Origin of the sequence: Pseudomonas sp. Z003-0.4C(8344-21) (genome assembly GCF_900104975.1) — a bacterium.
GTDB classification, from domain to species: domain Bacteria; phylum Pseudomonadota; class Gammaproteobacteria; order Pseudomonadales; family Pseudomonadaceae; genus Aquipseudomonas; species Aquipseudomonas granadensis.
This window is the reverse complement of sequence record NZ_LT629756.1, coordinates 3,315,621-3,340,387: the sequence shown is the minus strand read 5'-3', so window position 1 is coordinate 3,340,387 and position 24,767 is coordinate 3,315,621. Positions and strand designations below refer to the sequence as shown.

20 protein-coding genes are annotated in these 24,767 nt (G+C 61.1%); 12 read left to right on the top strand and 8 right to left on the bottom strand.

The annotated features are described in order from the left end of the window. The first annotated feature begins 27 nt into the window (after positions 1-27). A complete protein-coding gene (locus BLU24_RS15215; RefSeq protein WP_093101673.1) occupies positions 28-1,077 on the top strand; it encodes an acyltransferase family protein in 1,050 nt (349 codons plus the stop codon). 11 nt (positions 1,078-1,088) lie between these two features. On the opposite strand, the gene BLU24_RS15210 is transcribed toward BLU24_RS15215, so the two are convergent. Then, entirely contained in the window at positions 1,089-1,988 is a 900-nt protein-coding gene (locus tag BLU24_RS15210; RefSeq protein WP_093101670.1) for a helix-turn-helix domain-containing protein, read from the bottom strand. 162 nt (positions 1,989-2,150) lie between these two features. Between BLU24_RS15210 and BLU24_RS15205 the strand changes: the two genes are divergently transcribed. From BLU24_RS15205 to BLU24_RS15185, 5 genes are all read left to right on the top strand, one after another. Continuing rightward, positions 2,151-3,509, top strand: a complete 1,359-nt coding sequence (locus BLU24_RS15205) for a glutamine synthetase family protein (protein ID WP_093101667.1) — start codon at positions 2,151-2,153, stop codon at positions 3,507-3,509. Between the two features lie 327 nt (positions 3,510-3,836). Next, on the top strand, positions 3,837-4,925 hold the full coding sequence (locus BLU24_RS15200; RefSeq protein ID WP_093101664.1) for a polyamine ABC transporter substrate-binding protein: 1,089 nt from the start codon (positions 3,837-3,839) through the stop codon (positions 4,923-4,925). Next, complete coding sequence (locus tag BLU24_RS15195) at positions 4,922-6,223, top strand: NAD(P)/FAD-dependent oxidoreductase (protein ID WP_093101660.1); 1,302 nt, start codon at positions 4,922-4,924, stop codon at positions 6,221-6,223. The genes BLU24_RS15200 and BLU24_RS15195 overlap by 4 nt, the downstream gene beginning before the upstream one ends. A 244-nt stretch (positions 6,224-6,467) precedes the next feature. Next, positions 6,468-8,123: a PqiB family protein gene (locus tag BLU24_RS15190; RefSeq protein WP_090283412.1), complete on the top strand. Its 1,656-nt coding sequence runs from the start codon at positions 6,468-6,470 to the stop codon at positions 8,121-8,123. Positions 8,124-8,140: 17 nt separating this feature from the next. Further along, positions 8,141-8,692: a PqiC family protein gene (locus BLU24_RS15185; protein WP_093101656.1), complete on the top strand. Its 552-nt coding sequence runs from the start codon at positions 8,141-8,143 to the stop codon at positions 8,690-8,692. Positions 8,693-8,698: 6 nt separating this feature from the next. Here BLU24_RS15185 and BLU24_RS15180 read toward each other — a convergent pair whose 3' ends face one another. After that, on the bottom strand, positions 8,699-9,544 hold the full coding sequence (locus BLU24_RS15180) for a site-specific integrase (RefSeq protein ID WP_231990226.1): 846 nt from the start codon (positions 9,542-9,544) through the stop codon (positions 8,699-8,701). Between the two features lie 431 nt (positions 9,545-9,975). On the opposite strand from BLU24_RS15180, the gene BLU24_RS15175 reads away from it, so the two are divergent. From BLU24_RS15175 to BLU24_RS15155, 5 genes are all read left to right on the top strand, one after another. After that, entirely contained in the window at positions 9,976-11,355 is a 1,380-nt protein-coding gene (locus tag BLU24_RS15175; RefSeq protein ID WP_093101653.1) for a UDP-glucose dehydrogenase family protein, read from the top strand. A 662-nt stretch (positions 11,356-12,017) separates the two neighbouring features. Further along, the gene (locus BLU24_RS15170; protein WP_093101650.1) at positions 12,018-13,196 is read left to right on the top strand and encodes an MFS transporter; all 1,179 of its coding nucleotides are present in this window, start codon (positions 12,018-12,020) and stop codon (positions 13,194-13,196) included. 158 nt (positions 13,197-13,354) lie between these two features. After that, positions 13,355-14,044: an HPP family protein gene (locus BLU24_RS15165; RefSeq protein ID WP_093101647.1), complete on the top strand. Its 690-nt coding sequence runs from the start codon at positions 13,355-13,357 to the stop codon at positions 14,042-14,044. Between the two features lie 142 nt (positions 14,045-14,186). Beyond that, on the top strand, positions 14,187-15,293 hold the full coding sequence (locus BLU24_RS15160) for an enoyl-CoA hydratase/isomerase family protein (RefSeq protein WP_093101644.1): 1,107 nt from the start codon (positions 14,187-14,189) through the stop codon (positions 15,291-15,293). 3 nt (positions 15,294-15,296) lie between these two features. Next, positions 15,297-16,448 carry an acyl-CoA dehydrogenase family protein gene (locus BLU24_RS15155; protein WP_093101641.1) on the top strand — a complete coding sequence of 384 codons (1,152 nt, stop codon included), beginning with the start codon at positions 15,297-15,299 and terminating at the stop codon, positions 16,446-16,448. A gap of 219 nt (positions 16,449-16,667) precedes the next feature. Here the strand turns inward: BLU24_RS15155 and BLU24_RS15150 are convergent, their stop codons facing one another. From BLU24_RS15150 to BLU24_RS15120, 6 genes are all read right to left on the bottom strand, one after another. Further along, positions 16,668-17,441: an enoyl-CoA hydratase gene (locus BLU24_RS15150; protein WP_093101639.1), complete on the bottom strand. Its 774-nt coding sequence runs from the start codon at positions 17,439-17,441 to the stop codon at positions 16,668-16,670. Positions 17,442-17,456: 15 nt separating this feature from the next. After that, positions 17,457-18,584, bottom strand: coding sequence for an acyl-CoA dehydrogenase (locus tag BLU24_RS15145; RefSeq protein ID WP_093101636.1), 1,128 nt, complete (start codon positions 18,582-18,584; stop codon positions 17,457-17,459). A gap of 141 nt (positions 18,585-18,725) precedes the next feature. Continuing rightward, positions 18,726-19,919 (bottom strand): acetyl-CoA C-acyltransferase, encoded by a 1,194-nt coding sequence (locus BLU24_RS15140; RefSeq protein WP_090283430.1) that lies wholly within the window; start codon positions 19,917-19,919, stop codon positions 18,726-18,728. 12 nt (positions 19,920-19,931) lie between these two features. Beyond that, on the bottom strand, positions 19,932-20,693 hold the full coding sequence (locus BLU24_RS15135) for an SDR family NAD(P)-dependent oxidoreductase (protein WP_093101633.1): 762 nt from the start codon (positions 20,691-20,693) through the stop codon (positions 19,932-19,934). Between the two features lie 16 nt (positions 20,694-20,709). Next, positions 20,710-22,374, bottom strand: coding sequence for an AMP-binding protein (locus BLU24_RS15130; protein ID WP_093101630.1), 1,665 nt, complete (start codon positions 22,372-22,374; stop codon positions 20,710-20,712). 262 nt (positions 22,375-22,636) lie between these two features. After that, positions 22,637-23,653 carry an AraC family transcriptional regulator gene (locus BLU24_RS15120; RefSeq protein WP_093101624.1) on the bottom strand — a complete coding sequence of 339 codons (1,017 nt, stop codon included), beginning with the start codon at positions 23,651-23,653 and terminating at the stop codon, positions 22,637-22,639. Positions 23,654-23,921: 268 nt separating this feature from the next. Here BLU24_RS15120 and efeU point away from each other — a divergent pair, with 268 nt between their 5' ends. Further along, the gene (gene efeU / locus BLU24_RS15115) at positions 23,922-24,761 is read left to right on the top strand and encodes an iron uptake transporter permease EfeU (protein WP_093101621.1); all 840 of its coding nucleotides are present in this window, start codon (positions 23,922-23,924) and stop codon (positions 24,759-24,761) included. Positions 24,762-24,767 lie beyond the last annotated feature (6 nt).

Below are 24,767 nucleotides of genomic sequence, written 5' to 3'. Positions count from 1 at the left end.
GCGCTGATCAGTCCGGAGCGCATCTACATGAACAATCGACGGCTCAAGGAACTGGATTTATTGCGTTTTCTGGCGGCCCTGGCCGTGGTGTTCTTTCACTATGCGTTTCGCGGTTATGCCAAGGGCGATATGTCGGCGATGCCCTACCCGCTGCTGGCTGAGCCGGCCAAGTACGGCTATCTGGGGGTCGAGCTGTTTTTCATGATCAGCGGCTTCGTGATTCTGATGACCGCCTCGAGCAACAACCTCAAAGTGTTTTTCATTTCGCGCGTGGTGCGCCTTTGCCCGGCCTTCTGGGTGTGCTGCACGATCACTTTTCTGGTGACCCTCGCCGTTGGCCAACCCAGGTTCAGCGCTGATTTTTATCAATACGTGGTCAACATGGCCTTTCTCAGCGAGATGCTCAATGTCGAGCCCATCGACGGCGTGTACTGGTCGCTGTTCGTGGAGATCAAGTTCTACCTGATGATTTCCGTGTTGCTGGCCTTGAAGAAAATCGACCGGATCGAGCCGTGCATGGTGGTCTGGCTGCTGATCTCCGCCGTCGCCGAAGTCCTGCAATTCGAAAAGCTGCGCTCGATGCTGATCACCGATTACGCCGCGTGGTTCATCGCCGGGGCCACGTTTTATCTGGTCTGGGCCAAGGGCTTCACACCGCTGCGGATTCTGCTGCTGGCGGGGGCGTTGGCGCTGGCGATTTTCACGGCGGTGGTGTGGGCAGCATCGATTGAAAGCAAATACGCTACCGACTACGACCCGCTGATCATCTGCGCCGTGGTGGTGCTGTTCTTCGTGATTTTCCTGTTGATCGCGACCAACCGCATGTCCGCTCTGCAACGCTGGAACTGGACCGCGCTGGGCGTGCTGACCTATCCGCTGTACCTGCTGCATCAGATGATCGGCTTCATGATCTTCAACATCGCCTACCCGGCGATCGATCCGCACGTGCTGCTCTGGGGCACGGTAGCGTTCATGATCGGTGTGTCGTGGTTGATTCACGATCAGATCGAGAAACCGATGGCGCAATCGATAAAAAAGTCGCTGTCGATTTCCTTCAAACTGGTCAGGGCCGACTAGCTCGCCCAGCATCAGCCGCGCTTGAGCGTCTCGCTCGGCAGCTCTTTGAACAGCGCCCGATAGCTGCTGGAAAAACGCCCCAGATGCCAAAACGACCAGTGCATCGCCACTTCGGCCACGGTGGTTTCCGTCGGTCGGCGCCTGAGCAGTTCGCGGTGCGCGCTGTTCAACCGACGCAAGCGTAACCAGTGGCTTGGCGTCATCCCCGTGTAGGCCTTGAAGGCCTGTTGCAATTGCCGTAGCGATACCCCCGCCACCTGCGCCAACTCGAGCAGATTGAGCGCATCTTCCGGCGAATCAGCCGCCCACTCCCCCACGCGTTTCATGATCATCCGTTCTTCGCCACGCCGTTGCAGGCCGCTTCGATCAAGGCGCGCCTGCGCGTTGTCGAGAATGAACAGACAGTCTTCAAGTAGCTGTTGAGTCAGCGCCTCCTTGCTTTCCATATCAATGGCTTGCGACAACTTCGTGAGGGTCGAGCTTAACCAGCGACTGAACAAGGCGTTCTGTCCGCAGGTGAGCGGCGCCATGAACAGCCCGTCGAATTTCGCCACATCCAGCCCATGTTCACGGACGAATGCCGGGCCGAACACCACGGCGATTTCCTGGTAATTCTCCGGGGTGATCCAGATGTTGCGGCTCTCTTCGTTGAGCAGGTAGAGCGCGTTGTCGCTGCGATCGAAACAGAACGCCAGCGCACCGGACGGCGCGCTGAAATTCTGCTCGACCCGGGTATTCATCTGCTCTTCGTAGACCTCGACGCCCTGCAGATCGAGATAGCGGATCTGCCCGGCGAAATGCCCCGGCGACATCTGCTGGTAATGCTGGACCCAGCCCGGTGTGGCGCGCACTTGCTCGGCCACATCGGCGGTGTTGAAGGCTTGAACCTGAAGCGGATTGCACGTTGTCATGAGGTGACCTTGCGCACTCTTTTGGTGCGCTTGGGTGCTGCTTAAAGTGGATAGATGGATTCACCAGCCGCGCCCAAGATAGACGCCAACGCGCCACAGGGGAAGGGGCGGAAGATGAAACCCGCCCTCCCCGGCGTCTACAAAACCAATAACGAGGTCTCTATGAATGCCCCTTTCGATCAGCTGTTCACGTGGCTGAAAGATCACAAGATTACCGAAGTCGAATGCGTGGTCAGCGACCTGACCGGCATCGCCCGCGGCAAGATCGCACCGACCAACAAGTTCCTGCATGAGCGCGGCATGCGCCTGCCGGAAAGTGTGCTGCTGCAAACGGTAACCGGGGATTTTGTCGATGACGACATCTACTACGACCTGCTCGACCCGGCCGATATCGACATGGTCTGCAAGCCGGTGTCCGACGCTGTGTATGTGATCCCGTGGGCAATCGAGCCGACCGCGATCGTTATCCATGACACCTTCGACAAGTTCGGCAATCCGATCGAACTGTCGCCGCGCAACGTGCTGAAGAAAGTCCTGCAGCTGTACACCGACAAGGGCTGGAAGCCGATTGTCGCGCCGGAAATGGAGTTCTACCTGACCCAGCGCTGTGAAGACCCGGACCTGCCACTCAAGGCACCGCTGGGCCGCTCCGGTCGTGCGGAAAGTGGCCGGCAGTCGTTTTCCATCGATGCCGCCAACGAATTCGACCCGCTGTTCGAGGACGTCTACGACTGGTGCGAACTGCAAGGTCTGGACCTCGACACGCTGATCCACGAAGACGGCCCGGCGCAGATGGAAATCAACTTTCGCCACGGCGACGCGCTGGACCTGGCCGACCAGATCACCGTGTTCAAACGCACCCTGCGCGAAGCGGCGCTCAAGCACAACGTCACCGCGACGTTCATGGCCAAGCCGATCGGCGACGAGCCCGGCAGCGCCATGCACTTGCACCAGAGTGTGGTCGACATCGCCACTGGCCAGCCGATTTTCGCCAACGCCGACGGCAGCATGAGCGAGCTGTTCCGCCAGCACATCGGTGGTTTGCAGAAGTACATCCCGAAAGTGCTGCCAATGTTCGCGCCCAACGTGAACTCGTTCCGCCGCTTCCTGCCCGATACCTCGGCGCCGGTCAACGTTGAATGGGGTGAAGAGAACCGCACCGTTGGCTTGCGCGTGCCGACCTCGGGACCTGAATCGATGCGCGTGGAAAACCGCCTGCCCGGCGCCGATGCCAACCCGTATCTGGCGATTGCCGCAAGCCTGCTCTGCGGATACCTGGGCATGGTCGAGAAGGTCGAGCCGAGCGCCGCCGTCGAGGGCCGGGCTTACGAGCGCCGCAACCTGCGCCTGCCGATCACCATCGAAGAAGCGCTGACCCAGATGGAAGAATGCGCCACCGTAGCCCAATACCTGGGCGCCAAGTTCGTGCGTGGCTACGTCGCGGTAAAACGCGCCGAACACGAAAACTTCAAGCGCGTGATCAGCTCGTGGGAACGCGAGTTCCTGCTGCTGAGCGTCTGACCCAAATCTGCACACTCCTTGTAGGAGTGAGCCTGCTCGCGATGGTGTCGGCACATCCAACATCAATGTCGTCTGAAACACCGCTATCGCCAGCAGGCTGGCTCCCACACTGAAAAGGAGGTGTACACAAAACCCGCTAACACCCCAAAACCCTGTAGGAGTGAGCCTGCTCGCGATGGCGCCGGCACATCCAACACCAATGTCGTCTGAAACACCGCTATCGCCACCAGGCTGGCTCCTACATTGGCGGTGTACCTGAGACCTGACAACACTCACACATGAATCGTGTAACGCCCAAGAAATCCAACAATTTGAAGAGGTGTCGATATGCGTCTGTTGAAATCCGTACTCCCGGTTGCACTGAGCGTGGTGTTCAGCGCCGTGGCGCAAGCCCAGCCCCAGGTCAGCGTCTACAACTGGACTGACTACATCGGTGAAACCACTCTCGCCGACTTCCAGAGTCAGACCGGGATCAAAGTCATCTACGACGTGTTCGATTCCAACGAAACCCTCGAAGGCAAGCTGCTCGCCGGACGCACCGGCTACGACGTGGTGGTGCCGTCGAACCATTTCCTCGCACGCCAGGTAAAGGCCGGGGCGTTCCTCAAACTGGATCGCTCGCAACTGCCGAACTGGAAAAACCTCGACCCGAAACTGCTCGAGTTGCTGGAGAAAAACGATCCGGGCAACGCCCATTCGGTCCCCTACCTCTGGGGCACCAACGGCATCGGCTACAACGTCGACAAGGTCAAGCAAGTGCTGGGCATCGACCATATCGATTCCTGGGCGGTGTTGTTCGAACCGGAAAACCTGAAAAAACTCAGTACTTGCGGCGTGTCGATGATGGATTCCGCCGACGAGGTGTTCCCCGCCGTGCTCAATTACATGGGCATGGACCCACGCAGCGAAAACCCCGAAGACTATAAAAAGGCCGAAGCCAAGCTGCTGAGCATTCGCCCCTACATCACCTACTTCCATTCCTCGAAATACGTTTCCGACCTGGCCAACGGTGATATCTGCGTGGCGTTCGGTTATTCCGGCGATGTGTTCCAGGCGGCCAACCGCGCCAAGGAAGCCAGGAACGGCGTGAACATCGCTTATGCCATTCCCAAGGAAGGCTCGAACCTGTGGTTCGACCTGCTCGCGATTCCGGCCGACGCCAGTAACGCCAAGCAAGCCCACGCCTTCATTAATTACCTGCTCGATCCGCAGGTGATCGCCAAGGTCAGCGCCGCGGTCGGTTACGCCAACCCGAACCCGGCCGCCAAGCCGTTCATGGACCAGGAACTGGTCAACAACCCCGAGGTTTATCCGCCGCAAGCGGTGCTCGACAAGCTCTACATTTCCTCGACGCCACCGCAGGCGATCATGCGGCTGATGACCCGCTCGTGGAGCAAAGTGAAGTCGAACAAATGAATCAGTACACCCAGGAACACGCGCGCTCCTATTACGCGGCATCGGCGCGAGCGAGTACTGATTACCCGGTTCTCGAAGGAGATCTGAGCGCTGACGTCTGCGTGATCGGCGGCGGTTTCACCGGGGTCAACACGGCGATTGAACTGGCGCAGCGCGGGCTGTCGGTGATCTTGCTCGAGGCGCGGCGAATCGGCTGGGGCGCCAGCGGGCGCAATGGCGGTCAGTTGATTCGGGGCATCGGCCATGACGTTTCGGGCTTCGCCAAGTACGTCGGCGAGGAAGGCGTGACGTATTTGCAGCGCGCCGGGATCGATTCGGTGGAGCTGGTGCGCCGACGTATCGCTGATCATCAGATCGACTGCGATTTGCGCTGGGGCTTCTGTGAACTGGCCAATACCCGTGCGCAGTTTGCTGCGTTCCAGACGGAACAGGCTGAACTTGGCAAACTCGGCTATGCCCATGAAACCCGTCTGGTCGGCCCTGAGCAGGTCCGTCAGCAAGTGGTCAACGCCGAAGGTTACGCTGGTGGCCTGGTCGACATGGGTTCCGGGCATCTGCATCCGCTGGATCTGGTGCAGGGCGAGGCTCGGCTGGCGGCCGCGTTGGGTGTGCGTATTTATGAGCAAAGCCCTGTGCTGGAAATCGTCCATGGCCCCACCGTGAAGGTGCGCTGCGCGGGCGGCACGGTGCGCGCCGGCAGTCTGGTGCTCGGTTGCAATGCACATCTCGATGAGCTCGAACAGCAGCTGAGCGGCAAGGTGCTGCCGGCGGGCAGCTACATCATCGCCACCGAGCCGTTGTCCGCCGCACGCGCTACGCAGTTGATCCCGCAGAACCTGGCGCTGTGCGACCAGAAAGTCGGCCTCGATTACTACCGGCTCTCGGCCGACCGGCGCTTGCTGTTTGGCGGCGCTTGTCACTATTCCGGGCGTGATCCGGCGGACATAGGCGCGTACATGCGGCCGAAAATGCTCAAGGTGTTTCCGCAACTGGCCGATGTGCGCATCGATTATCAGTGGGGCGGCAAGATCGGCATCACCGCCAATCGCTTCCCGCAGGTGGGCCGCCTCAAGCAGCAGCCGAACGTGTTTTATGCGCAGGGTTATTCCGGGCATGGCCTCAACGTCACGCACTGGTGCGCAAAACTGCTCGGCGAGGCGATCCACGCCGGACACAGCCAAGGCCTCGACGTGTTCAGCCGCGTGCCGCACATGACCTTCCCCGGCGGCCCGGCACTGCGCTCGCCGCTGCTGGCACTGGGGATGTTCTGGTATCGGCTGCGCGAATTGCTCGGCTGAAAAACTGTGGGAGCCAGCCTGCTGGCGATGGCGGTGGGTCTGTTGAAATGATGGTGGCTGGCAGACCGCTTTCGCGAGCAGGCTCACTCCTACAGGGAACTGGGGGTTGCCTGGGTTATGTGTTCACCACTGGGGCTGGGGGGAATTGGCTATTTCGGTTTGCTCTATCGCAAGGCACTTCTATATTGATGAAGTGCTTTTGCGTTCCTGACGCTCAGTGCCCAATGAATTAAGGAGGACATGGATGAAGTCGTCAGCCAGCGACGAACCGCGAGCACCCGGTCAGGCCCCGATCAAGACCCGCCGTTTCGGCGTTTCACTGGTATGGATCGTGCCCATCGTGGCCGTCCTCGTGGGCATCTCGCTGGTGGTCCACAACATCCTCCAGGAAGGCCCGACCATCACCGTCACCTTCAAGACCGGTGACGGCCTCACCGCCAACAAGACCGAAGTGCGCTACCGCAACGTGGTCATTGGGCATGTCTCGGATGTCGAACTGGCCGACGACCATAAAAACGTCAACGCCACGATCAAACTCGCCAAACAGGCCGAGAGCTTTACCCGCGAAGACTCGCAGTTCTGGGTAGTGCGCCCACGTATCGGCGCGGGCGGTGTGTCCGGCATCGACACCCTGCTCTCCGGTGACTACATCGGCGCCGACATTGGCCAGGCCAACAACCGTGCCAAGCACTTCACCGGTCTGGAAAACCCGCCGCCGATCACCTACGGCGAGCCGGGCAAACGCTTTACCCTGCACGCGCCGGACCTCGGGTCGCTGGACATCGGCTCGCCGGTCTACTACCGCAAGATTCCCGTCGGCCAGGTAGTGTCGTATTCGCTGGATGCCGATGGCAAAGGCGTCAACATCGAAGTGTTCATCAACTCACCCAACGACGCCTACGTCACCGAGAACACGCGGTTCTGGAACGCCAGCGGCATTGACGTCAACGTCGGCGCCAACGGTTTTGCGGTGAAAACCGAATCGCTGTCGACCCTGCTGGTCGGCGGCATCGCTTTCCGCGCGCCGGATTACAGCCCCAATGACACCACCGCCGCTGAAGACCGCGACTACGAACTGTTCGCCGACCAGACCACTGCCCTCGCCCCACCCAATGGCAAGGCGCAATACTTGACCCTGCGTTTCGATCAGGCCCTGCGCGGGCTCAAGGTCGATGCGCCGGTGGAATTCCTGGGGGTCGAGATTGGCCGGGTAGTGGCGGTCAATCTGGATTTTGACGAGGTCAAGCGAACCTTTCCGGTGAACGTCGGCATCGTTATTTATCCGCAACGCCTGGGCCGCGCCCACGCGAAAATCCTCAAGACCTACAAGGGCGACGAAAACGACGAAGCCACGGGCGCGCGCCTGATCGCCACATTCGTTGAAAATGGTCTGCGCGCACAGGCACGCAACGGCAACCTGCTCACCGGGCAGTTGTACATCTCGCTGGATTTCTACCCGAAAGCGCCGAAAGTCGCCTTCGACGCAACAGCCCGGCCGATCAGCATTCCGACCGTCCCCGGCAGCCTCGAACAGCTTCAGGAAAAACTCGAGGCGATGGTCAACAAGATCAACGCACTGCCGGTGGAACGCATCGCCAGCAACCTCGACAGCAATCTGGTCGAGCTGCGCAAAGGCCTGAGTCAGTTCAACGCCAAGACCTTGCCGAGCGTGCAAAGCACCCTCGCCGACGTCAGCAAAACCTTGCAGTCGGCCAATTCGACCCTCGCCGAAGATTCGCCGCAGCGCGAGCAACTGGGGCAGACCCTCGACGAACTCGGACGCATGTCGCGCTCCCTGCGTGAGCTGTCGGATTACCTTGGCCGGCATCCGGAGTCGCTGATTCGCGGACGGCCCGACAACGCCGCGCCGCTGGACCTCAAAGGACCGCCACGCAATTGAGCACAGGAGCAAAAAACATGGCATCACCGCTGAAAATCAGTGTGCTCGCGGCGATCATGCTACTCGGCGCCTGCCGCAGCGACCCGATCAGCTTTCACACTCTGACCCCGGTGCATCAAGGCGCCGGGCGCAGCGGTGCGGACATTGCCATCGAGAGCATCAGCGTGCCGCCGCAGGTCGATCGGCCGCAAATCGTCATCCGTGAAGGCAACAGTGGCCTGGCGATTCTCGAAACCGATTGGTGGGGTGCCAGCCTGATCGACGAACTGCGCAGCGCCCTCCTCGACCAGTTGAGCAACGGCGCGGGTCAGCAACGCTCATCGGTGCGCGTCGACGTGCAGCGCTTCGATTCGATTCCCGGCCAATACGCGTTGATTGACGTGAAATGGCGCTTGCGTGCGCTCGGTGAGCCTGACGCCGACTTGCTGACCTGTCGCTCGATCCTGCAGACACCGTCGGGGCCGAGCATCGAGGATCTGGTGACGGCGCAGCAGAACAACGTCAAACGACTCGCCGCACAGATCACTCAGGCCGCCAGCCGTTCGCGCGGCTGCCCAGCCGCGGGTTGACTCATCTCACAGATCGAAACGGTCCACTGCCCGCCGCCGCTCGTTGTCATCGCGCACATCGTAGTTGGCGGTGGTCTGGATGTTGCTGTGATGCGCCAGTTTCTGCGCGATCGACAGGTCGTGTTCTTCGATAACCCGCGTAATGAATGAGCGACGGAAATCGTGCGGCATGATCTTCACCCCGACCTGCGTGCCACGCTGGCGGGCAATGTAGTAGATCGCGTGTTTGGTGATGCGCTCGCGGGTGATGTGGTTGCCACGGCGAATGCGGTTGAACAGAAACGCATCATCGCTCTCGCCTTCCTTGAGCTGCGAACGGCGCAGTTCCAGCCAGGCATTGAGCTTGGCGAACGCCCAGGTCGGCGCGTACTTGATCAACTGCTTGTTGCCCTTGCCGGTGACGGTCAGGCTGCGCTCGCTGAAGTCGACCTGATTCAAATCCAGATCCACCGACTCCGACTTGCGCATGCCGGTGCCATACAGCAGCGCAATCACCGCCGCGTCGCGCAGACCTTGCGGACGTGGATCGGCGGCGCAGACTTCCATCAATTCGTGAATCAGCGTGCGCTTGAGGTTGCGCCCCTGGGACAGGCGCGTACCGGCGATGGCCTTGACCGAACGCATCTTCAACAGATGATCCTGACTGATCAGGCTCATGCGCCAGGCTTCATTCATGACCCCGCGCACAGCGTTCACGTACAGCGAAGAGGTGTTCGGCGCGTAGCCGTCTTCGCGCAATGCGGCGACCAGCGCCACGACATCTTCCGGTTGCAGGCCGTGCCAGGGGATGTCTTCGATGTCCACGTCCTCGAAGCCGAGGCGATCGGCCGCGTCCTGCAAGACGTAGCGCATGGTCAACTGGCTGGAAGGCGCCAGGCGCGTCAGGTAAAGCGTCAATGGATTGGTGGTGGACGCGGTGGATTCAGTACTCGACAAGTCAATCAAACGAAACGGCCTTGGTAAAAAAACAGTTCAACAAAACGACACGGTGACAAAAACGGGCAAGTGCCGGGCTGCCCCAAAAAAAGGCCTACAACCTGCCGCCCGACCGCGTGAAAGTCAATCAGGCATTCCCCGGCAGGTAGCCCAACCCTTTGAATTTCAGTGCTTTTCAGACAACCGGGTGCTGGCATTGCGCCTGCGCCAATTGAACGGCCGTCAGCATCGCCTGCCTGTCTGCACCGCCAGGAAGTCGCGTCGCGCAAAACAGTAGGCAAATTGAAACATGCCCTTGCCTATCCTGACCTTAAGGCATGAACACCCGTCCGGCTCAGGAGTGTCCTATGAAAATCACGGTCTTTGGCAGCGGTTACGTGGGTCTTGTGCAAGCGGCGGTACTGGCCGAGGTGGGCCATGACGTCGTGTGCATGGACGTCGATCAGCACAAGGTCGACCAGTTGCGCCAGGGTCACGTCAGCATCTTCGAGCCGGGGCTGGCGAATCTGGTGCGCGAGGGCCTGGACGCCAAACGTCTGCACTTCACCAGCGACGAAAAACTCGCCGTGCAGCACGGTCGGGTGGCGTTTATCGCCGTGGGCACGCCTTCGCGTGAGGATGGCTCGGCGGACCTGCGTTACGTGCTCTCCGTGGGCGACGCGATTGCCCGGCACCGCGAGCAGCCGCTGATCGTTGTGGAGAAATCCACAGTGCCGGTGGGTACCGGTGACACCTTGCGCGCGCACATCGAAAAGGCCCTGATAAAGGTCGGCCGGCTGCTGCAATTCGATATTGTCTCCAACCCGGAATTTCTCAAGGAAGGCTCGGCCGTTGCCGATTGCCGGCGCCCGGACCGCATCATCATCGGCTGCGAAGGCGATGACGTGCGCGACGTGATGCGTGATCTGTATGCGCCATTCAACCGCAACCATGACCGGATCCTGTTCATGGACCTGCGCAGCGCCGAGCTGACCAAATACGCCGCCAACTGCATGCTCGCGACCAAGATCAGCTTCATCAACCAGATCGCCGAACTCGCCGAACACCTGGGCGCCGACATCGAAGCGGTGCGCCAAGGCATCGGCGCCGACACGCGCATCGGTTATCACTTCATCTATCCGGGCTGCGGCTATGGCGGCTCGTGCTTTCCCAAGGACATGCGCGCGCTGATCCACAGCGCCGAACAAGCGCACTGCTCCAGCGATTTGCTGCAAGCGGTCGAGGCGATCAACCAGCGCCAGAAACACAAGCTGTTCGAGCGCATCAACGCGTTCTACCGCGGCGACCTGCGCGGCAAGATCTTCGCCCTTTGGGGCCTGGCGTTCAAACCCAACACCGACGACATGCGCGAAGCACCGAGCCGGGTCCTGCTCGAAGCGTTATGGGCAGCCGGCGCCAGCGTCCGCGCCTACGACCCCGAAGCCATGCAGCAAACCCAGAACCTCTACCCGGACGAAGCGAAACTGCTGCTGATGGGCACCCCCGAATCGGTCCTGCCCGGCGCCGATGCCCTGATCATCTGCACCGAATGGCAACCCTTCAAAGCCCCGGACTTCGACCTGATCAAACAACGCCTCAACAGCCCGGTGATCTTCGACGGCCGCAACCTCTACGACCCCGAACGCCTGGCCCGCAACGGCTTCCACTACTTCGCCATGGGCCGCGGCGAATCGCAGCAACTGCCGATCCCGCTGCAACAGTGGCCGCGTGCGTCGGATGTGGCGTGAGTCGTCCTGTTTATGCGCAGGATTTTCAAGTTCATTCCAAACAGACAACGCCGACCCTCACCCTAGCCCTTTCCCGGAGGGAGAGGGAACTGACCGAGGAGGATGCGAGAGGCACGTCGGCTAGCAATACCGAGTCGAATGCAATTCTCGAAATCAACCAAAATCGGCTCCCTCTCCAGGGGGAGAGGGCTGGGCGGGCGGCGTTCCGATGAGGGGCAGCCACACCACAAATCCAAAGCCAACCACCCGCTTCTAACCACTCAACAATGAGCGCAAGCTCGAGTGCTCTTGATCTTGCGTCACCGGCGACGTCGGAAGGCTGAGCGGAGGGATTGATCCGGGCGTGGGAGCGCAGCGACCGTCTGGCGCAGCCAGACACAGCGGAAGGAGGTGCAGCGCAGCAAACCGTAGCCGCTGCGCCCGGATCAGTCCCGAAGCGAAGGGACCCGAGCCTGCGAGGGCCGAACGTAGGAGCAAGCGTTTTGGGTTACCTTTTTGGCGTTTGAAAAAGGTGACCCGCTGTAAGAGCGGAACCTTAAGTAGCCGTTACCGAAGCAACGGATATGTACCCGGATTCGCAGTATGGCCCTTGACCGCCAGCAGACGCACAGGGAGGATGACTGACGCCCGCCAAGCCTCTGAAACAAGGACATTCAAACTTCGTGGCCACCTGTTCGCCCCTCATCCGCCGATTGATGATCAGCTCCCTGAGCGTCGTCGTCAGCCGCGCCCTGATCAGCCCACTGCTGACCCTGTTCCTGAGCAACAAACTCGGCCTCAACCCCCAGGACGTCGGCCTGCTGCTGGGCATCGCCGTATTCAGCGCCACGCTGCTGTCCTTGTACGGCGGCTACATCATCGACCGGCTCGACAAACGCCGCTTGCTGATCCTCACCATGCTCTCCAGCGGCATCGGTCTGATCCTGCTCACCTTCGCGCAAAACCTGTACCTGGTCACGCTGGTGCTGATCATCAGCGAAACCGCCTCGGCGCTGTTCCTGATCGGCTCCAAAGCCATCCTCAGCGAAAACTTGCCAGTAGGCCAACGGGTCAAGGCGTTCTCGCTCAACTACACGCTGACCAACATCGGCTACGCCGTCGGCCCGATGATCGGCGTGGTGATCGCCGGTGTGCAGCCGGCGGCGCCTTTCATCGTTGCGGGCATGATCGCCATCGGCAGTATTTTTCTTCTCCTCGGCGCTGCCCGGGAAGCCAGTCCGGCCGCAACCCTCACGCCACCACAGAGTTTCCTCAACACCCTGATCATCCTCAAGAACGACCGCACGATGATCCTGTTCACCCTCGGCTGCCTGCTCAGCACGCTGGTGCACGGGCGCTTCACCCTGTACCTGTCGCAATACCTGCTGGTCACCCACACCCAGCAACAGACGCTCGACACCATGGCCGCCCTGCTCGCCTGCAACGCGATCACGGTGATCCTGTTGCAATATCAGGTCGGCCGCTTGCTCAGCCGCGAACACCTGCGTTACTGGATTGCCGGCGGCACCGCGCTGTTCATCGTCGGCCTGATCGGTTTCAGTCTGGCCGACAGCCTCGTTGGCTGGTGCGTGGCGATGTTCATCTTCACCGTCGGCGAAATGATCATCTACCCGGCCGATTTTCTCTTCGTTGACACCCTCGCCCCGGAAGAATTGCGCGGCAGCTACTACGGCGCGCAGAACCTCGCCGCGCTCGGCGGTGCGGCGAGTCCGGTCATGTGCGGCTTTCTGTTGATGCACACGGCGGCACCAAGCATGTTCTATGCCCTGAGTGCGCTGGCAGCAGCGGGCGGTTATCTGTGCTTCATCAGCGGGCGCCGGGTCGCTTCAATTCAAAAATAATGCACTAAATCTGCATTAATATGAATTTGTCAGTATCGACTTCGCCCGGCACACTGTGCGCGTTCCTCCCCCAATGTTGGAACGCTTCGAGGGCTTTCCGGATATGCCGGACAAGTCCTTTTTTTTGTCTCGAATTTGCTGCAAAGGATCGGATTCACATGCTCGCTCGCTGGTTGCCCGCCGCTATCAACACCCGTCCCACCGAATGGAGTCGCGCCGCCATCGGCATGGCGCTGGGGACGTTGTTCAGTGTCTGGATGTGCGCACAAGTCTTCGGCCATGACGTTGCCTATCACCTGATCGGCCCGCTGGGCGCATCGGCAGTGCTGCTGTTCGCCGTGTCCTCGGGCGCCCTCGCCCAGCCGTGGTCGATCCTTGGCGGCTATCTGTGTGCCGGCGTCGTCGCGCTGCTGGTCGCTCACGTGCTCGGCCGCACCCTCGGCAGTGCCTGCCTGGCAGCGGGCATGGCGTTGATTCTGATGTGCTGGCTGCGTTGCCTGCATCCACCGGCCGGTGCTCTGGCATTGACGCTGGTGCTGGCTGACCCTGCGACCATTGCCATGGACTGGAAAGCCATGGAACCGGTGATGCTCGGCGCGGTATGCATGCTCACCAGCGCCCTCGCCTACAACAACCTGACCCGCATCCGCTATCCGAAACGCCCGGCCGAACCGGCGCCGCTGGTGACGCCGGTCGACAGCCTCGCCATTACCGCCGAAGACCTGAAACTGGCGCTGGCGGAGATGGAGGCTTTTATCGATGTCACGCCCGAAGACCTTGAGCGCTTGGTGCATGTCAGTGAGCTGTACGCCAAGCGTCGCAGCATCGGTGAGGTTTTTTCCAAGTAATTTTTCGTGGTTCGGCTAAGGTAAAAACGCAAACAGCGCCTGCACATATCCGGGTTGTACACGGCAAATTTGCACTGTTACGATCGGCTACTGCCCGTGCGCGGGCTTTTCGAATAAAGACAATAAAAGCAGGGAGTTACAGATGACAGCTCAGGCTTCATCCCAACGGACCCCGTCCATGGATACCACGCAGAACGAAGTGCTGGCCGAAGTGCGCAACCACATCGGTCACCTGACCCTGAACCGCCCCGCTGGCCTCAACGCCATCACCCTCGACATGGTCCGTCAGCTGCAGCAGCAGCTCGATGCCTGGGCCACCGACGCCAACGTGCACGCGATTGTTCTGCGCGGCGCCGGGGAAAAAGCCTTCTGCGCCGGCGGCGACATTCGTTCGCTGTACGACAGTTTCAAAAGCGGCGACACCCTGCATGAAGATTTCTTCGTCGAGGAATACGCCCTCGACCTGACCCTGCATCACTACCGCAAGCCGGTGCTGGCGCTGATGGACGGTTTCGTCCTCGGCGGTGGCATGGGCCTGGTGCAAGGCGCCGATTTGCGTGTGGTGACCGAGAAGAGCCGTCTGGCGATGCCGGAAGTGGCCATCGGTTATTTCCCGGATGTTGGCGGCAGTTATTTTCTCTCGCGCATACCCGGCGAACTGGGGATTTACCTGGGCGTCAGCGGCGTGCAGATTCGTGCGGCCGATGCGCTGTATTGCGGCCTGGCCGACTGGTATCTGGACAGCAACAAACTGGCGCTGCTCGACGAAAAGCTCGACCAGATGGAATGGCAGGACACGCCACTCAAAGCGCTGCAGAACCTGCTCGCCAAACACGCCGTACAGACCTTGCCTGATGCACCGCTGCAAGCCTTGCGCCCCGCCATCGATCACTTTTTCGCCTTGCCGGACGTGCCGAGCATAGTCGAGCAAATGCGCGAGGTCACCGTCGCCAACAGCCACGACTGGGCGCTGACCACCGCTGATTTGCTGGAGACTCGCTCGCCACTGGCGATGGCAGTGACGCTGGAAATGCTCCGTCGCGGTCGACAGCTGAGTCTGGAGCAATGCTTCGCTCTGGAACTGCATCTGGATCGCCAATGGTTTGCCCGTGGCGATCTGATCGAAGGCGTGCGCGCCCTGCTGATCGATAAAGACAAGACACCACGCTGGAATCCGCCCACCCTCGCCGAGCTGGACGCTGCGCACGTCGCGAGTTTTTTCCACGGTTTTGATGAGAGCGGGAGCTGAGCCATGCACGATCTCGAACTGACTGAAGAACAAGTGATGATCCGCGACATGGCCCGGGATTTTGCCCGTGGCGAAATCGCGCCCCATGCACAAGCCTGGGAAAAGGCTGGCTGGATCGACAACGCGCTGGTGGCAAAAATGGGCGAACTCGGCCTGCTCGGCATGGTGGTGCCTGAAGAATGGGGCGGCACTTACGTCGATTACGTCGCCTATGCCCTCGCCGTGGAGGAAATCTCCGCCGGCGACGGTGCGACCGGCGCATTCATGAGCATTCACAACTCGGTGGGCTGCGGCCCGGTACTCAATTACGGGAGCGACGAGCAGAAGCAGACCTGGCTGGCCGATCTGGCCAGCGGCCAGGCCATCGGTTGCTTCTGCCTGACCGAGCCGCAGGCCGGCTCCGAAGCGCACAATCTGCGCACCCGCGCTGAACTGCGTGACGGCCAGTGGGTGATCAACGGCGCCAAGCAATTTGTCAGCAATGGCAAACGGGCGAAACTGGCGATCGTGTTTGCGGTGACCGACCCGGAGTTGGGCAAGAAAGGCCTTTCGGCGTTTCTGGTGCCGACCGATACGCCGGGTTTCATCGTCGATCGTACCGAACACAAAATGGGCATTCGCGCCTCCGACACCTGTGCAGTGACCTTGAACAATTGCAGCATTCCCGAAGCCAACCTGCTCGGCGAACGCGGCAAAGGCCTGGCGATCGCCTTGTCCAACCTCGAAGGCGGACGCATCGGCATCGCCGCGCAAGCACTGGGTATCGCGCGAGCGGCATTCGAGGCGGCGCTGGTGTATGCCCAGGAGCGCGTGCAGTTCGATAAACCGATCATCGAGCACCAGAGCATCGCCAACCTGCTGGCCGACATGCACCTGCAGATCAACGCAGCACGCTTGCTGATCCTGCACGCGGCGCGGCTGCGCACGGCGGGCAAACCGTGTTTGTCCGAAGCGTCGCAGGCCAAGCTGTTTGCCTCGGAAATGGCCGAGAAAGTCTGCTCGTCAGCGATTCAGATCCATGGTGGTTATGGTTATCTGGAAGATTACCCGGTCGAGAAGTACTACCGCGATGCGCGGATTACCCAGATCTATGAAGGATCCAGCGAGATTCAGCGGATGGTGATTGCGCGGGATTTGAAGAACTATCAGTTGTAATGTGTCGGCCCCTTTCCCTCACCCTAGCCCTCTCCCCTGGGAGAGGGAGCCGACCGAGGTGTCTGGCGCTATGCATCGACCTGAAAGACCGGGTTGATTATGGATTCAATAGAGCACTTCCAGACCGGCGCAAATCTGAAATATCCCCCAATCAGTCCCCTCTCCCTTTGGGAGAGGGTTAGGGTGAGGGGCTTTTGCTTTTGGCTTTGCTTCTGCCGCTTACTTACCCTGAAACTCAGCCGGCCGCTTGCCAATAAACGCCGCCATCCCTTCTTTCTGATCCTGCGTGGCAAACGCGGCATGAAACACCCGACGCTCAAACCGCACGCCTTCGCTCAGATTCACTTCAAAGGCGCGGTTCACGCTTTCCTTGATCATCATCGCAATCGGCAATGACTTGTCGGCAATCACCGCCGCCACTTTCAGCGCTTCATCAAGCAACTCATCGCTCGGCACGATCCGCGCGACGATGCCGCAGCGCTCGGCTTCCACGGCATCGATCATGCGCCCGCTCAGGCACATTTCCATGGCTTTGGCCTTGCCCACGGCGCGGGTCAGGCGTTGGGTGCCGCCCATGCCTGGGAGCACGCCGAGGTTGATTTCCGGTTGGCCAAATCTGGCGTTGTCGCCGGCCAGGATAAAGTCGCACATCAGCGCCAGTTCGCAACCGCCGCCAAGCGCAAAACCGTTGACCGCGGCGATGATCGGCTTGCGCCGATTGGCGACGCGGTCGCTGTCGCTGAACAGGTCGTCCATGTAGATCTGCGGATAGGTCAGCTCGGCCATTTCCTTGATGTCAGCCCCGGCGGCGAAAGCCTTTTTCGAACCGGTGAGGACGATGCAGCCAATGTTTGCGTCAGCTTCCAGCGCATCGAGGGCCTGGTTCACTTCGCTGACCAGTTGCGCGTTCAGCGCATTCAGGGCCTGCGGCCGGTTGAGGGTGATCACGCCAACTCGGCCATGGGTTTCAAGCAGGATGGTGTCGAAAATCATGAAGTAGTTTCCTTGTCAGAGATTGCGCGAAATGACCATGCGCTGAATGTCGCTGGTGCCTTCGTAGATCTGGCAGACCCGCACGTCGCGGTAGATGCGTTCCAGCGGAAAATCGTTGAGATAACCGTAACCGCCGAGGGTTTGCAAGGCCATCGAGCAGACCTTTTCGGCCATCTCCGAGGCGAACAGCTTGGCCATCGATGCCTCGACCAGTGCCGGCTGGCCGCTGTCACGCAGAGCCGCGGCGTAATGGACCATTTGCCGGGCGACAGCGATTTGCGTGGCCATGTCGGCCAGACGAAACGCCACCGCCTGATGCTCGATGATCGGCTTGCCAAAGGTGTCACGTTCACGGGCGTAGTCACGCGCCGCTTCGAAGGCTGCACGGGCCATGCCCACCGACTGCGCGGCGATGCCGACTCGACCGCCCTCAAGGTTGGCAAGGGCGATCTTGTAGCCTTCGCCTTCCTCGCCCAGACGGTTGGCCAGCGGCACCTTGAGCTCTTGAAAAAGAATCTGGCAGGTGTCCGAGGCATGCTGGCCGAGTTTGTCTTCGACGCGCGCGACGCTGTAGCCCGGTGAATCGGTGGGCACGATAAACGCGCTGATGCCGCGCTTGCCGGCGCTCGGATCAGTCACCGCGAACACGATCACCACCCCGGCGTTTTGCCCGGAGGTGATGAACTGTTTGCAGCCATTGAGTACGTAATGATCGCCCTCGCGCCGGGCGCGGGTCTTCAGGCTGCTGGCATCGGAACCGGCCTGCGGCTCGGTAAGGGCAAAGGCGCCAAGCATCGCGCCGCTGGCCAGCGGCTTGAGAAAGCGCTCGCGCTGATCGTCATTGCCGAACTTGAGGATCGGCACGCAACCCACTGAGTTGTGCACGCTCATGATCGTCGAACAGGCACCATCGCCGGCGGCGATTTCCTCCAGGGCCATAGCGTAGGCCAGGTAACCGGTCTCGCAACCGCCCCACTGTTCCGGCACGAGCATGCCGAAAAAGCCCAGTTCGGCCATCTCGGCGATGGCTTCCCTGGGGAAACGGTGCTCGCGATCCCACTCGGCGGCGAACGGTTTCAGGCGTTCCTCGGCGAACTGCCGGGCCATGTCGCGGATCTGGGTTTGGTCTTCGTTGGGAATCATGGTGAATCCTTAATCCTTGTAACAACACAGACCCCTGTGGGAGCTGGCTTGCCAGCGATGAGGCCGTCACATCCAACATTTATGGTGACCGTTCCACTGCCATCGCGGGCAAGCCCGCTCCCACAAGGTCAACTGTCAACCTCAATAGAGGCATTCCACCGCCATCGCCGTGGCCTCACCGCCACCAATGCAGATCGCCGCAATCCCGCGCTTGAGCTGCTTCTGCCGCAGCGCCGCCAACAACGTCACCAGAATCCGCGCGCCCGATGCACCGATCGGATGGCCGAGGGCGCAGGCGCCGCCGTGCACATTGAGCTTGTCATGGGGGATTTCCAGGTGGGTCATCGCTGCCATGCCGACCACGGCGAAAGCTTCGTTGACCTCGAACAGGTCGACCTGATCCAGCGCCCAGCCGGTTTTCTTGATCAGCTTCTTGATCGCCCCGATCGGCGCGGTCGGGAACAGCCCCGGCGTGTCCGCGAATGCCGCGTGGCCATGGATCACCGCCAGCGGTTTCAAGCCCAGGGTTTGCGCCTGCGACTGGCGCATCAGCACCAGCGCCGCGGCGCCATCGGAAATCGAGCTGGAGTTGGCCGCCGTCACGGTGCCGCCTTCGCGGAACGCCGGTTTCAACGAGGCGACCTTGTCCAGTTTGGCTTTCGGTGGTTGTTCATCGTGGCTGATAAGCACCTGCTCTTTGCCCACGGTCACGGTCAGCGGGACGATTTCGTCCTTGAAGCTGCCGTCCTTGATCGCTTGCTGGGCGCGGGTGGTCGAGGCGATGGCGAACGCATCCTGGGCTTCGCGGCTAAAGCCGTTGGTTTCGGCGCAGTCTTCGGCGAAGGTGCCCATCAGGCGGCCCTTGTCGTAGGCGTCTTCGAGGCCGTCGAGGAACATCGAGTCGAGTACGCGGCCGTGGCCCATGCGGTAACCGGCGCGGGCGCGATCGAGCAGATACGGCGAGTTGGACATGCTTTCCATGCCCCCGGCGATGACTACATCTGCGCTGCCGGCGATGAGCATGTCGTGGGCCAGAATGGTGGTTTCCATGCCCGAACCGCACATCTTGTTGACCGTGGTACAGCGGGTCGATTTATCCAGCCCGGCGCCCAGCGCGGCCTGACGTGCCGGCGCCTGGCCGAGGCCGGCGGGCAGCACGCAACCGAACAACACTTCATCGACCGCATCGCTGGCAACCCCGGCGCGTTCGACTGCGGCTTTGATCGCCGCAGCGCCCAGTTGCGGCGCGGTGAGGCTTTTCAATTCGCCCTGAAAACCGCCCATTGGCGTGCGCACAGCGCTGACGATGACAATCGGATCATTGGAAATAGTCATGACAAATCCTCCTTACTTCGCGGCCATGCGCAAGGCGCCGTCGAGACGGATCACCTCGCCGTTGAGCATGCTGTTTTCGATGATGTGCCGCACCAGCGCGGCGTATTCGGCCGGCTTGCCCAGACGTGGCGGGAACGGTACGCCGGCGGCCAGCGAGTCGCGCACTTCCGGGGTCATGCCGGCCATCATTGGCGTTTCGAAAATGCCCGGGGCAATGGTCATCACGCGGATGCCGAAGCGCGCCAGTTCACGGGCGGCCGGCAGGGTCAGGCTGGCGATCGCGCCCTTGGAGGCCGAGTACGCCGCCTGACCAATTTGCCCGTCGAAGGCCGCCACCGAGGCAGTGTTGATGATCACCCCGCGCTCGCCGTCGGCGTTGGCTTCAGACTCAGCGATCGTCGCCGCGGCGAGGCGCAGCATGTTGAAACTGCCGATCAGGTTGACGTTGATCACCTGGGCAAAACTGCTCAGGGCATGCGGGCCGGTCTTGCCAAGGATCTTCTCGCCACGGACGATGCCGGCGCAGCTGACCAGGCCGTTGAGGCTGCCAAACGCATCAAGGGTCGCCTGCACCGCGGCTTCGGCGGCGGCTTCGTTGCTGATGTCGGCGACCACGCTTTTGGCGCCAAGACGCTGCGCCTGAGCGGCCACGGCCTCGGCGTTCATGTCCACCAGCATCACTTTCGCACCGGCGCTGACCAGCAGCTCAGCGCTGGCCGCACCTAGGCCCGACGCGCCGCCGGTGACGATAAAAACCTTGTTCTCGATCTGCATGACTGTTTCCTTCGATTCAAGCTGAAACGTTGTGCGCCGCGGCCTCTTGAGCCTTGGCGATTTCCTGGTTGCGCAAGATAAAGCGCTGCAATTTGCCACTTGGGGTCTTGGGCAATTCGCTGACAAATTCGATTTCCCGCGGGTACGAATGCGCGGCCAGACGCTTGCGCACATGTTGGCGCAGTTCTTCAGCCAGCTCGGGGGCGGCGCGGTATTGCGCACTGAGCACGACGAAGGCTTTGACCAGTTCGGTGCGTTCCGGGTCGGGTTTACCGACCACCGCCGCTTCGACCACCGCCGGGTGCTCGACCAAAGCGCTTTCGACATCGAACGGGCCGACACGGTAGCCGGAGGTGGTGATCACATCGTCGCTGCGGCCGACGAAGCTGATGCTGCCGTCCGGGTTCCATTCCACGGTGTCGCCGCTGAGGTAGTAGTTGCCGACAAACGCCTTGGTCGGCGCGCCTTCGTAGCCGCCAAACCAGCACATCGGCGATTGCGGGCGGTCGATGGCGAGAATGCCGGGCTGGCCGACGCCGAGCTCGTTGTGGTGTTCATCGAGTACCACAATGCGGTGGCCCGGCGAGGCGAAACCGGCGGCGCCAACGTGCACCGGATGGTCGAGGCCGTGGTGGTTGCACAGGACCATGCCCAGTTCGGTCTGGCCGTAATGGTCGTGGATGACCACGTCGAGATGGTCGGCGAACCAGCGAATCACTTCCGGGTTCAACGGTTCGCCGGCACTGCTGACGATGCGCAGTTTGCCCTTGATCGACTTGGCGAATTCCTCACCGCCGGCAATCAGCAGACGATAGGCCGTCGGCGACCCGGTGAGGTTGCTGATGGCGTATTTGTTGATCACCCGGCAGGTGCTTTCGAGGGTGAACGGCCCATCGTAGAACGTAATCGGATGGCCCAGCGCCAACGGCCCGGTGACACCAAAATAGATTCCGTAGGCCCAGCCCGGATCGGCGACGTTCCAGAACGCATCTTCCGGGCGCAAATCCACGGCATCGCGGGTATAACTCTTGAATGCAACGATGGCCTTGAGCGGCACTGACAGCGCTTTCGCCGGGCCGGTAGTGCCGGAGGTGAACATCAGCAGGAAAGGATCTTCGCCGGTCAGCAGCACGGGTTCGCAAACGCTGGAATAGTTGGCCAGCTCGGCCCAGAAGCTGTAATCGCCACGCACGATGCCCTGCCCCTTGGCGCCGCCCACCGTGACCAGCGTCGGGCAATCGGCGACTTCAGCGAGTTTCGGCCGGTTGACCGCATCGGTCACCACGACTTTGGCGCCGGAACTGTTCAGACGGTGTTCGAGGGCTTTCGGGCCGAAGGCGGTGAACAACGGTTGATACACCGCACCGATGCGCCAGGTGGCGAGTACGGTAATCAGCAATTCGACATTGCGCGGCAGCAGTCCGGCGACCCTGTCGCCCTTCTGCACGCCTTGGGCAAGAAGGAAATTGGCGAAACGCGCGGCTTTATCTTGCAGGTCAGTGAAGGTGTACGTCGCACTGCTGCCGTCGCGCCCCTCCCAGAACAAGGCAATGCGCCCCGGCAAGGCGTGGCGGTCGCAACATTCGACACAGGCGTTGAACGCTGCAAGCGAACCGCTCAGCGCGGCATCGACGGTGTGCTGGTAGTTGAACTGTGCGGTGGCAGACAAGTAATCGCGCATTGCCAGAATCCCTCGGTGTTTTTATTAGGCTGGGAACCGTAAACAACAGAGGGATAGTCGCGCTGCACGGGGCGCCGGGCAATGGTCAAAGCCATCAAACTGGTTGACTGGTTTGGCCAAGGCCCCGGCGAAGATGATCGTTCCCACGCTCTGCGTGGGAACGCAGCCCCGGACGCTCTGCGTCCTTCCGAGTCGGGACGCGGAGCGTCCCTTGAGGCATTCCCACGCGGAGCGTGGGAACGATCAGTCATGCGGCGTCGGCTCAGACCGCGTCGTTGAGGATCAACGTGCGATAGTGGCCGGGGTTTGACCCTGACCACTTGCGAAACGCCTTGTAGAACGAGCTGACATCGGCAAACCCCAGCCGCGCGGCGATTTCGGCGAAGCTGATCGAAGGCTCTGCCAGCCAGGTGATCGCCAGCTCCTTGCGCACGCTGTCCTTGAGGCCCTGCCAGGTCTGCCCTTCTAACGCCAGGCGCCGGCGCAACGTCGAGGCGGACATGCACAATTGCTGGGCCAGCGCTTCGGTTTCCGGCCATTGTTCGGCGGGCAACTGACGCAAATCGTGCTTGATCCGGCTGGCGAGGCTTTGCGGGTCGCGGTACTTCACCAGAATGTTCGCCGGTGCGTGGGCGAGAAAGCGCTGCAATTCTTCCGGGCTGCGCTTGATCGGCAGGTCGAGGCAGTCAGCGGCGAAAATCATCCGCGTGCGCGGGCGTCCGAAACGCAGGTTTTGCGAAAACATCACTTGATAGTCGTCAGTGAAATCCGGCGCGGCGCAGCGCAGTTCGATCGCCAGAATCGGAATGCGCCGCCCCGCCAGCCAGCAGGCGACGCCGTGAACGATCATCCAGTAGGTGAAATAAGTGAAAGCGCGGCGCGGTTCGTAGTCGTCTTCGAGCAGAACGATTTCCGCCAGGCTTTGCTGGCGCACCAGTTGCGCCGACAACCGCTCGAGCATCAGCGAGAGGAAACCCAGCCCCGTCTCGAGCCCCGCCACCAATGTCGGTTGCGCCATCGCCGCGCGGCACAGGAACGCCAGGCTGCCAGACTTGAGCTTGCGTGGGTCCATGCCGAAAAACTCGTCGTCGGTGCGGCGGGCCAACAGGCGCCAGAGTTTCGCGTATTGCGATGCGGGCACCCGAGCGTGCTCGGCCTGCAGCAATGCCGGATCGATGCCGACCTTGTGCAACACCTCCTGAGTGGCCGCGCCGGGCGCACAACTTTGCAACAGTGCTTCGCGCACCAGTTGAATGGCGATGGTGTCTTTTTCCGACATGGAACGCGGCGAGCCTTGTTGTTATTTCAATGCCCGGCATCTTACCCCTGTGTGAGCGAGCCTGCTTGCGAAGGCGTTGTCAGGCGAATGCGATGTTGAATGTACCGCCGTCTTCGCGAGCAGGCTCGCTCCTACAAGGGATGTTGGTGAGGCGAAGATCGGTTTTGTTCAGGTTAGGTTCAGCTAAATGTCAATCAGTGCCATTTGGGAATGAGTGTCATTATGTTACAACTTAGCTACCTATCTAAATCACCGGTGGTTGTGCCGAATGCTCGTTCCCTTTCTGATCATGCTGCGCGAAGGCATTGAAGCCGCGCTGATCGTTGGCATCATCGCCAGTTATCTCCAGCAAACCGGCCGCGGGCAGTGGATGCCTGCCGTGTGGATCGGGGTTTTCCTCGCGGCCGCCCTCGCCTTGCTGGTCGGCGGCGGCCTGGAACTGGTCAGCGCTGAATTCCCGCAGAAGCAGCAGGAGCTGTTCGAAGGCATCGTCGGACTGGTCGCCGTGGGCATCCTCAGTTCAATGGTGTTCTGGATGCGCAAGGTCGCCCGCTCGATCAAGCATTCGCTGCAGGCCTCGCTGGATCAGGCGCTGACCGCATCGAAGCATCAGGTGATCGCGTTGATCGCCATGGTGTTTTTTGCTGTCGCCCGCGAAGGCCTGGAGACGGTGTTTTTCCTGCTCGCGGTGTTCCAGCAGAGCGAAGGCCCTGGCGCGCCGATCGGCGCATTGCTCGGGTTGGTGCTGGCGGTCATCGTCGGTTTGCTGATCTACAGCGGCAGCATGCGCCTCAATCTCTCGGCGTTCTTCAAGTGGACCGGGCTGTTCATTCTGGTGGTGGCCGCGGGGATTCTCGCCAACTCGGTGCAGGCGCTGCATGAAGCCGGGCTGTGGAATCACCTGCAGACCGTGCTGTTCGACTTCAGCGCAACCCTGCCGATGGATGGCCCGCTGGGCTCGGTGCTGGCCGGCATGTTCGGTTATCAGGACGCGCCGACCGTCAGCACCCTCGGTGCCTATGTGATCTACCTGCTGGTGGCGCTGGTGCTGTTCTTCCTGCCCGCGCCCGCGCCATCGGTGTCATCGACTTCCGTTTCCAGCCAATAAGGGCCT